Below are 9,382 nucleotides of genomic sequence, written 5' to 3'. Positions count from 1 at the left end.
ACGCCATGTCCTACACCCGCGCAGTTTCCATAAGTAAACTGAGGGAAATCAACAAGTTGACGCTGGAAGTGGTGCCCGGGGGCGGAATCGAACCACCGACACGAGGATTTTCAATCCACTGCTCTACCCCTGAGCTACCCGGGCACGGGAACGATTATCATCATTGGGTGGAGGCCTTCTATGACTTGCACCAAGCAGTGTCCAGAGGCTTTTTTACATTTTTTCAATGTGGACGCTGTTGCTCTGGTTCGTCTTGTGAACCGTCGGTGTCAAGGTCTTCTTCGCGCTGCGACGGAACCGCGTATGACCCGTTTAGCCACTTGGCAAGGTCGATATCCGCACAGCGCTTTGAGCAGAACGGACGGAACTTGATCACGGTGTCGGAACCGCAAATCGGGCAGCTCATTTCAGCACCTCCGTTAGGGGGATTCGGCCGCGTTTGCGTTGCAGCTCGTAATGGCCCAGCGGGGTCCATCCGGCCAAGATGGTTTCGATACCGTCGGCCTTGAACGCGGCGCGCAGGGCGGATTCGAACCCGCGTCGGTCTTTTTTTGGCATAGGTGCCAAGTCCAGCGTAATTTGTCCCCCAAGCCCCCTTACACGCAGCGCGCGGGCCAACGCTTTGGCGCAGGCGAAGTTCGCTTTGGTTCCAGCGGCCAGCGATGTGTCTGACCCGGTGTTCACGTCTACGGCGACCAACGCGCGCGTGGGCTGTATGTACAAATGACCTCCGCCTTGCAGCGGTTCGGAAATCCCGCGGGCCATGTCCAACGCGTCAAGCACGCCTTGCTCCTCGAATCCGCCGGCATGTGTGACCACCTCAGCCGGATCGGTCCAGTCGCGCCAGGCGAGGACGTGTGGGCTATCTCCTTCGAGCAAGAGGTCTGGTTCAGTACCAAAATCGTTCATAACCTGATTGGCATGGGCCAGCATGGCGCTGATGTCCTGGGCAATTTCACTTGCATCCTCACCTTCACAGCAAGACCGCAAGATCAGACCATAATCGCTGTTTTCCATGCATTCATGCGCGATCTCAAGTAGACGGTCACGCTCAACCTCATCGCGGATAGAGCGTGAGATATTCAAGCCCGGAGCATCGGGCGTGACGATCGCATAGCGGCTTTTGAACAGGATGCGCTCTGTAACCGGAAGCGCTTTGCCTGGTTCGGCATATCCCGTGACCTGCACCACCATCAGGGTGCCGGGCTTTAATCCACGAACTTGTCGCAGAAAGGCCGGGCCATCCGGTGTTGTCACGAACATTCCGCCCTGCCCCTTCACCGGGCGGTCAGCGCGGGCGCGATAGATTGTGCCGGGCGCAGGGGCGTCTCCGGCAATTAGGAAATCCTCTAACCGGCCATCCACCATCAAGGCAGCAGCTTCGCGGTTGTCAATATGGTCCAGAACGATAGTGCGACCCTTCATGAGCCCTCACGATACAGGGGATACCCTATGCCTTGCAAAAGAGCGGCTGTCTCTGACAGCGGCAAGCCTACGATGCCAGTGAATGAACCGGATATCCATGGAATGAACGCGCCGGCAGGACCTTGAATAGCGTATGCGCCTGCTTTGCCTTGCCAGTCTTTGGTCGCAAGATATGCGTTGATTTCCGGGTCCGACAGCCGTTTGACTTTAACTTGGGAAACCACGTCGCGCTGTAGCACCCGCTCCCCACGCCGCACCGCGACCGAGGTGATCACGCGATGCCGCCGACCGGATAGCGCGTACAGAAACTCCGCCGCTTCCCCTTCGTTTTCGGGTTTACCCAGAATACGGCGGCCAAGCGCAACCGTGGTATCTGCGCACAGGGTGATATCGCCGACATCCGCTTGAATTGCCTGCACTTTTTCGCGTGTGATGCGATTGCAATAGGGAACGGGCAACTCGCCCTTCATGGGCGTTTCGTCAATTTCCGGGGCGCGAATAAAATCAGGCTGTACGCCAAGCTGCGCCAGCAGGTCCAGCCGCCTTGGGCTGCCCGATCCTAAAATAAACGCCATTGTGGTTGGCGTTACTTGAAGCGATAGTTGATCCGACCCTTGGTCAGATCATAAGGGGTCATCTCGACCTGCACTTTGTCGCCAGCCAGAACACGGATGCGGTTCTTGCGCATCTTGCCTGCCGTGTGTGCGATGATCTCATGGCCGTTTTCCAGCTCGACCCGAAACGTCGCATTAGGCAGGAGTTCCTTCACGACACCGGGAAATTCGAGCGTATCTTCCTTGGCCATGTTGTCTCCATCATTACGTTGCACTCGCAGAATCTGCGAGGATGTGCGCTTAAATGAGCCTATTTTGGGCTTATTTCAAGGCCAGAATCACTTAAACACGGGATATTGTGATTGAATTGGCGCGGGGGGATTGCTCTGCCCAATGGGAGCGGTTCAGCACGTGCCCGTCTGCACGGACCTCGGCAATGGCCGAAAGATCAATATCCGCATAGGTCCATCCGGGACGGTTCATCGTTCCCTCAGACAGCACACCGGTCGAAGGAAACCCCTTGTCCGGCGGGCCAAAAACGCCGCCGGTACCTGCGTTCATGTCCACTGCCTCGGACCAGTCATTGTTACCGACCAAGGACGCCATCACCGTAACGCATTGATTTTCCAGTGCCCGCGACATCGCTCCGATCCGGACGCGCCAATAGCCTGACAGCGCCTCGGTACAGGACGGAACCAGAACCACGTCGGCTTCACTCAGGGCGCGGCCAAGCAGGGGAAACTCGCTGTCATAGCAAATAAGCACGCCGATTTTTCCAAGGGCGGTTTCAAAGAGTTTCAGCGGGCCGCCCGGCACAATGTCCCAGTCGTCACGCTCGAACCGGGTCATGATCTGTTTGTCCTGATGGTCTTGCCCGCCACCGGGTGCGTAAAGTTCGGCACGGTTTACCGGACGTCCCGACCCATCCATAATCGGGGCCGATGCACCCAGAATATATACCCCATAGGTCTGCGAAAGGCGTCGATGCAGAGCCTGCGCCGCTTCCATCCGATCGGACACGGCGCGGATCGAATGTTCCAGATTTCCGGCGACCTCAGCCCCGTCCAGCGTTGATAGTTCCATCGCGCCGTATTCAGGAAAGACCAGCAAGTCGGCCCCCTGCCCTGCGGCTTCGGCCACCCATCGGTCCAGCTTGTCTTCGTACTGCGCCCAAGTGTCGAGCCAATCAAGGTTATAGGCGGCGGTCGCAACTTTCATGAGAACTTCTCAGGTTTGGGTACGATATGACCCTAAAACTGGACCATGTGTCTGTACAGGGTTATCGCGGCGAACTGCGGAGGCATCACCGCTCTGGCATCGGGTTCAGAGTGGGCAAGATACCGAATAAGGACACGGTTTCAGACTGAAACTTCCGTTATTGGCAAATCCCTTATCCAAAACTGCAAACGCTTCATCGTTTCCTTCTCGGCACCAACGTCTTTCCATGAAAACTGCGCGATGGCGCCGGGTAGCGGATCATAGCCTCGCGCCCGCCAGAAGGCGTCCAGCGGCAGGTAGTTTTCCGGCCGCATTGGATGATCCGCCGCGCGCAGAACACTGCAAAAGGCGCATTTGGTGAAGCCAAGCTTGATGGCATGAGCTTCTCGTAAATCAAAAAACCTGTGGCCAGCGCCCTGCCCGCGATAGTCCGGCAGCAGGACAGACTCGGCGCAGTAGAAAATCTCAGACACGTCCAGCCCTGAGCCGTCGAATGCAGCGCCAAAGTCGTCGGCATGATCAGTCAGAGGTGCGCCGGTTGACGCCCCGACCAGGCGATCTCCGTCAAAAGCGCCGACGAGGATGGCTTTATCGCTGTCGCGATACGATTGCAGGTATCTGCGTTCGTAGTCGAGATCACCATCATAGAGATAGGGCCACGCCCGAAACACCGTCATCCGAAGGCGTGCAACGTCGTCAAGAGCGTCTGACAGGGTGGCCCCGGTCAGCGCGTGAACCGTTGAGATCTCAGCCATCACTGACCTGCCGCACCCAGTCGGCAAGGTTGTAGAATGTGGTGACGCGCGACATCTGACCATCCTTCAAGTCAAAAAAGGAACCGGCAGGCAGCCGATAGGTCTGGCCATGCGCTTCGGGCAGACCTTCATCCGTTTGCAGGTACGTGCCGTTGACCGTGAACTCAGCCGCAGCGCGGGTACCGCCTGCGGTCTCGAAAACCACGATATCGGTCAGGTTCTCGCGGTAACAGCGGTTCATGTGGGCGCAAAACGCCGCAAATTTCTGTTTTCCAACGCGGATCTGCCCTTCGTTCACATGGTGGGCCACATCATCGGACAGGCAGGCCAGCATGCCATCCACGTCCCCGGCATTGAAGGCTTCGAAATAGGTTTTGACGGTCTGGTTCATGTACACTCCGTAGGTTCGCCCCAGCGATCTTTGAGGTGCTTGATGATCTGATCGCGGGTCTGTCGGTAGTGACTTAGCTTTTCCTCGCGCGTTTCGCCCAGTCCGGTAGGGTCCATTATTGGCCAATAATCGACATCCAGGTGAAAAATCCGGGTCAACTCCAGCGCCCTGCGCTGGCTGGCAGGCGACAGGGCAACCACCAGGTCAAAAGAACTCAGATCGTCGCCCCATTCCTGCATTTCATCAAACGAACGCGACCGGTGCCGGGACAGTTCCACGCCGATCTCCTGGCAAACTGCTATGCAAAAACCGTCAATCTCAAGATCATTGTGCACACCGGCGGATTGCACATAGGTCCCGGTGCCGTAGAATTTCTTCATGATGCCTTCGGCCATCGGGGACCGAACCGAGTTGTGGTCACAACAAAACAGGATCGACTGCGGCAGAGGCGTCACCCGTCACCCCCCGAAATGCAGCACGCAAATAAGTGTGAACAGGCGGCGGGCGGTATCGCTGTCAATATCCGCTTTGCCTTCCAGCCGCTCTTGCAACACGCGACTGCCTTCGTTGTGGATACCACGCCGTGCCATATCAATGGTTTCGATCTGACTGGGCGGCAAGGATTTCACCGCGTCAAAGTAACTTTCACAGATCTGGAAATAGTCTTTGACCACCTGCTTGAACGGCCCCAGCGAAAGGTGAAATTCAGCGGCTTTTTCTTCGGCTTCGGTCGCGACGTCGAACACCAGACGTTTGTCGCGGATCGAAAGGTGCAAGTGATATGGCCCATCCGGAACCATGCGCCCCTCGCGCTGCGGCAGGGTAAAGCTGTTGTTTTCCAAAAGATCAAAGATCGCGACCTTGCGCTCCTGCTCGATCTCGGGGGTCGGCGGGGGCAGGTTTCGGTCGTCAAGCTCGATACGCGAAATTCGGGTCATGTTGTCTGTGGTCCGTTCAACTCAGCCCAGACCTATAACAACGCATTTCATTGAGCAACGCACACAAGCGCCAATATGGGGTAGCGGGTTGCGCCATATCAACCGTTCAGTCGATTAAGACGCGCCGTGACCGACAATCCATGCGCCTCAAGGCTTTCAGATTGCGCCAGTTGCTCTGCCGCAGGTCCGATCGCGCGCAGCGCTTCGGGTGTCACCTGGCTGAGTGTTGTACGCTTGAGAAAGTCCATCACACTCAGACCGGAAGAAAACCGGGCTGACCGAGCCGTGGGCAAAACATGGTTGGGGCCGCCAACATAATCGCCAATGGCTTCGGGCGTGTATTGGCCCAGGAAGATGGCACCTGCGTGGATTGTCTTTTTACTCAGAGCGACAGGATCGCTCACACACAGCTCAAGATGTTCTGGTGCAATACGGTTGGACAGGGCTGCAGCTTCGTCCAGATCGCGCACAGTGATCACAGCGCCGAAATCGCGCCAGCTTGCCCCGGCGATTGCACGGCGTTGCAAGGTTTCAAGACGCTTTTCAACAGCCTGCGAAACGGCTTGCCCAAATGCGGCATCATCCGTGATCAGGATAGATTGGGCGCTCTCGTCATGTTCGGCCTGGCTCAGCAGGTCCAACGCGATCCAGTCGGGATCGTTGTCTTTGTCGGCGATGACCAGAATCTCTGACGGTCCTGCTATCATGTCGATGCCGACCTTGCCGAACACCCGGCGTTTAGCGGCGGCAACAAAGGCATTTCCCGGCCCGGTGATCTTATCTACCGGCGAAATGGTCTCGGTGCCGTAGGCCAGCGCAGCAATGGCTTGCGCCCCGCCTATACGATAGATTTCGTCCACACCAGAGAGCCGCGCCGCCAGCAGGACCAGCGGATTCACCTGCCCGTCGGGCGTGGGAACGGTTATGGCCAGCCGCTCGACCCCTGCAACCTTCGCCGGGATCGCATTCATCAGAACCGAAGACGGGTACGATGCCAAACCGCCAGGGACATACAATCCGGCCGCTGACACCGCCGACCAGCGCCAGCCAAGCGTTGCCCCGGTTGCGTCGGTCCACTGATAGTCTTCGGGCATCTGCTTTTCGTGATAGGCGCGGATGCGCGCAGCAGCCAGTTCCAATGCCACACGGTCCGCGTCCGCAACCTGTGAAACTGCCGCGTCGATGTCTGCGGCGGAGAATGCCATCGAACCGGGCGTCAATTCCAGCCGGTCAAATCTTGTGGTCAGTTCGATGACAGCGGCATCGCCCCGCGCGCGCACATCTTCGATGATCTGCGCGACCGTGGCATCCACATCAGGGCTGTCTTCGCGCTTGGCCGACAAAAGCGCCCGAAACGCAGGCTCGAAATCGGCTGAGGTCGTGTCAAGAAAAACGGGCATAAGCGAGACTCCGAAAGCGTTTCGAAGGGTCATACCGTCGAGGCACGACAGCCTCAACCCCGATGCGGGCTTTCACTTGTAGCGCGGCAGAGATCAAACGCCAAAAACGCTTGTTTTTAGTAGTTTTGACACCAGTTCTTTCATGGTGCAGAGGTCGTTCATTCAGGATGATGCGGCGCGTGCCCGGATGGCGCCTTGTACGGGCGCGTCACATCCTTGAGGGTCGCGTCAATCGCTTCAACCTTCAGCCGGATGCCGCCGTCACCGGCCAGCGTCAACACAATCTGACCCGCCCCGTCCTCGTCCGCCTCGAAATCGACCGATAGCAAAGACAGGATCATATCCTTATCACTGCGATCGATCCCCTGACTGGCCACCGACAGCACCGAGTCGAACACAAGAACCGATTGCACCCGCTCAAACGGCCGATCACGACGCGTAGCGGCATCTTTGTCTTCCCAGCGAAAGCGGTTCAGCAGCAATCCAAACCGGCGCTGCGATGGCTTCCACGTCATCTCGGTTACCGGGAACACAGCATCTTGTGTCAGTGTCGATATCACCTGCAGATCGTCTGTATCTTCGGCACCCAGGTTCAGCGGGGCCTCGCGTCCATCGTGAAAACTTGCGTCTGTCATTGGCCCTTGATCCGTTCGATTTTGGCACCCACGCCTTCCAGCTTGCGCACAACATGCTCATATCCGCGATCCAGATGATAGACCCGGTTGACCATTGTTTCACCTTCAGCCGCCAATCCGGCCAAAATCAACGAGACCGACGCGCGCAGATCCGTCGCCATAACGGGTGCGCCTTTCAGACGTTCAACGCCCGTGACCGTGGCCGTGCCGCCGTGAACCTCGATATTCGCACCCATGCGTACAAGTTCTGGCGCGTGCATGAAACGGTTTTCGAATATGCGTTCCTCAAGAACCGAGGTTCCTTCGGCCGTGCACATCAACGCCATCATCTGCGCCTGCAGGTCGGTTGGGAACCCCGGAAACGGCTCAGTGACCACATCCACCGATGTTACCCGCCCGTTCTTGCGCGCCACTTTCAGGCCGTTCTCGGTTTCCGAGACACTCACACCTGCCGCGTCCAGCTTGGCGGCAAAAGACTCAACCAATGACATGCGGCCACCCAAAAGCTCGACCTCACCACCGCTGATGGCCGGGGCCAGCATATAGGTGCCCAACTCGATACGGTCGGTCACAACCTGATGCGTTGCACCATGCAGCCGGTCGACACCCTGAATCTCGATGGTCGAAGTCCCCTCACCCGATATCTGCGCCCCCATCTTACGCAGACACTCGACCAGATCCACGATCTCAGGCTCACGAGCGGCATTCTTCAAAACCGTGGTGCCCTTGGCCAGCGTTGCGGCCATGACGATGTTCTCGGTTGCACCCACCGAGGCAAAGCGCATCTCATGCACGGCACCCTTTAACCCAACCGGAGCCTTGGCGTGCAGATAACCATCCTTAAGCTCGATTTCGGCACCCAGCGCTTCAAGCCCCTCAACGTGCAGATCCATAGGCCGCGCGCCAATCGCGCAGCCGCCCGGTAAAGACACAACAGCCTGACCCAGCCGCGCCAGCATCGGGCCCAGCACAAGGTTGGACGCGCGCATCTTGCGCACAATCTCGTAATCCGCTGTGTGGCTGGTCAGGTCATGGCTCGACATCGCCAGAACCTGCCCATCCTGCAACGCGGACACCTCAGCCCCCAGTGACTGCAAAAGCAGGGTCATGGTTTTGATATCGCTCAACCGCGGCGCGTTGGTCAGCGTCAGCGGTTCTTCGCTCAGCAAGGTCGCAGGCATCAGCGTCAGACAGGCATTTTTAGCCCCCGCAATCGGTATTTTACCGTTCAGAGGTCCATTGCCCGTCACCAAAATCGAATCCATCTGCTCTTATCCCTTGTCCTTTACGGATTTATCCTCGGATGCCGCCCGCGCCTTGGCCTGCGCCTTGCGCCGCGCCATGTTTACCTTGAGCGCCGCCTTCAGACGCTCTTCGCGCGCATCCCCGGATTTGCCCTGTTTTTTGGGTGTAGTTCTGTCTGCCATAGTCTTTCTCTACAGGAGGCGAAAAAAACCGTCCAGAGACCCTTGCGCCGCGTTTCGTTTGAGTCTAATCACCCGCCCACAGCGCTGCTGTAGCTCAGAGGTAGAGCACTCCCTTGGTAAGGGAGAGGTCGAGAGTTCAATTCTCTCCAGCAGCACCATCTCGTTTTTCTGATCTGTGATTCCCGCTAACACCTTGAACGGAAAGGTGAAAGTGGGAGTTCGATACCCCTCATTTCGGTCATATCTGAGAGGCTCTGCAAACGCCAATCTGAGCACAGTCTGACGCAGCATGTAACTGCCATTTTCGTATAAATACCAAGGGCTTGAGAGAAGTTTGAGAGAGAGTTCGATACAATCCTCCAGACGTCCCCTTGGCGGCAGAATTTTCTCTTGCCGCTCGCTCATGATTATCCGCTGACGCTCAAGCTCATCGATCTTCGATTCATAGCGCTTCACGACACTTGGGTTGGTCGCATTGAGAACCCGATCCAGCAATTGCTCGATCTGCGTCTCAAGGCCTTTGAGCTGTCTGCCAAGTTCGTCCTTGGCACCCTTGGCCTCAGCCAAGCGCATATCCCAGGCATCGCGCAGCATTGCCTTGGCGATCTCGAATAGGCCAGAGGCGGGTTGAAGCGTCTT

General features: G+C 57.5%; 14 protein-coding genes and 2 tRNA genes. 2 read left to right on the top strand and 14 right to left on the bottom strand.

Annotated features, from left to right (window positions below):
* Positions 1-69: 69 nt before the first annotated feature.
* From AC2FIT_RS17925 to AC2FIT_RS17860, 14 genes are all read right to left on the bottom strand, one after another.
* A tRNA-Phe gene (locus AC2FIT_RS17925) sits at positions 70-144 on the bottom strand.
* 79 nt (positions 145-223) lie between these two features.
* The gene (locus AC2FIT_RS17920; RefSeq protein WP_496831392.1) at positions 224-406 is read right to left on the bottom strand and encodes a DNA gyrase inhibitor YacG; all 183 of its coding nucleotides are present in this window, start codon (positions 404-406) and stop codon (positions 224-226) included.
* Positions 403-1,425, bottom strand: a complete 1,023-nt coding sequence (locus tag AC2FIT_RS17915; protein ID WP_496831391.1) for a ribonuclease E/G — start codon at positions 1,423-1,425, stop codon at positions 403-405. The genes AC2FIT_RS17920 and AC2FIT_RS17915 overlap by 4 nt, the downstream gene beginning before the upstream one ends.
* Positions 1,422-2,000, bottom strand: coding sequence for a Maf family protein (locus AC2FIT_RS17910; RefSeq protein WP_496831390.1), 579 nt, complete (start codon positions 1,998-2,000; stop codon positions 1,422-1,424). Before AC2FIT_RS17910 ends, AC2FIT_RS17915 begins: the two co-directional genes overlap by 4 nt.
* Positions 2,001-2,011: 11 nt before the next feature.
* Entirely contained in the window at positions 2,012-2,230 is a 219-nt protein-coding gene (infA, locus tag AC2FIT_RS17905) for a translation initiation factor IF-1 (protein WP_005978431.1), read from the bottom strand.
* A gap of 91 nt (positions 2,231-2,321) precedes the next feature.
* Positions 2,322-3,197 (bottom strand): carbon-nitrogen hydrolase family protein, encoded by an 876-nt coding sequence (locus tag AC2FIT_RS17900; protein WP_496831389.1) that lies wholly within the window; start codon positions 3,195-3,197, stop codon positions 2,322-2,324.
* Positions 3,198-3,337: 140 nt separating this feature from the next.
* On the bottom strand, positions 3,338-3,952 hold the full coding sequence (locus AC2FIT_RS17895) for a GNAT family N-acetyltransferase (protein WP_496831388.1): 615 nt from the start codon (positions 3,950-3,952) through the stop codon (positions 3,338-3,340).
* Complete coding sequence (locus tag AC2FIT_RS17890; protein WP_496831387.1) at positions 3,945-4,343, bottom strand: ketosteroid isomerase-related protein; 399 nt, start codon at positions 4,341-4,343, stop codon at positions 3,945-3,947. Before AC2FIT_RS17890 ends, AC2FIT_RS17895 begins: the two co-directional genes overlap by 8 nt.
* The gene (locus AC2FIT_RS17885) at positions 4,340-4,798 is read right to left on the bottom strand and encodes an arsenate-mycothiol transferase ArsC (protein ID WP_496831386.1); all 459 of its coding nucleotides are present in this window, start codon (positions 4,796-4,798) and stop codon (positions 4,340-4,342) included. The genes AC2FIT_RS17890 and AC2FIT_RS17885 overlap by 4 nt, the downstream gene beginning before the upstream one ends.
* A 3-nt stretch (positions 4,799-4,801) precedes the next feature.
* A complete protein-coding gene (locus tag AC2FIT_RS17880) occupies positions 4,802-5,281 on the bottom strand; it encodes a UPF0262 family protein (protein WP_496831385.1) in 480 nt (159 codons plus the stop codon).
* 98 nt (positions 5,282-5,379) lie between these two features.
* A complete protein-coding gene (gene hisD, locus AC2FIT_RS17875) occupies positions 5,380-6,681 on the bottom strand; it encodes a histidinol dehydrogenase (RefSeq protein WP_496831384.1) in 1,302 nt (433 codons plus the stop codon).
* A gap of 158 nt (positions 6,682-6,839) precedes the next feature.
* Positions 6,840-7,316 (bottom strand): DUF2948 family protein, encoded by a 477-nt coding sequence (locus tag AC2FIT_RS17870; protein ID WP_496831383.1) that lies wholly within the window; start codon positions 7,314-7,316, stop codon positions 6,840-6,842.
* Positions 7,313-8,581 (bottom strand): UDP-N-acetylglucosamine 1-carboxyvinyltransferase, encoded by a 1,269-nt coding sequence (murA, locus tag AC2FIT_RS17865; protein ID WP_496831382.1) that lies wholly within the window; start codon positions 8,579-8,581, stop codon positions 7,313-7,315. Before murA ends, AC2FIT_RS17870 begins: the two co-directional genes overlap by 4 nt.
* Before the next feature lie 6 nt (positions 8,582-8,587).
* Positions 8,588-8,743: a hypothetical protein gene (locus AC2FIT_RS17860; protein ID WP_496831381.1), complete on the bottom strand. Its 156-nt coding sequence runs from the start codon at positions 8,741-8,743 to the stop codon at positions 8,588-8,590.
* 83 nt (positions 8,744-8,826) lie between these two features.
* Here AC2FIT_RS17860 and AC2FIT_RS17855 point away from each other — a divergent pair.
* Together AC2FIT_RS17855 and AC2FIT_RS17850 are read left to right on the top strand one after the other, a co-directional pair.
* A tRNA-Thr gene (locus AC2FIT_RS17855) sits at positions 8,827-8,901 on the top strand.
* A gap of 232 nt (positions 8,902-9,133) precedes the next feature.
* Positions 9,134-9,358: a hypothetical protein gene (locus AC2FIT_RS17850; protein WP_496831380.1), complete on the top strand. Its 225-nt coding sequence runs from the start codon at positions 9,134-9,136 to the stop codon at positions 9,356-9,358.
* Positions 9,359-9,382: the final 24 nt, after the last annotated feature.

The sequence above is a fragment of the Ruegeria sp. YTSA135 genome (assembly GCF_059610165.1).
The sequence above is the reverse complement of the archived record's forward strand: the minus strand, read 5'-3'. Positions and strand labels throughout refer to the sequence as shown.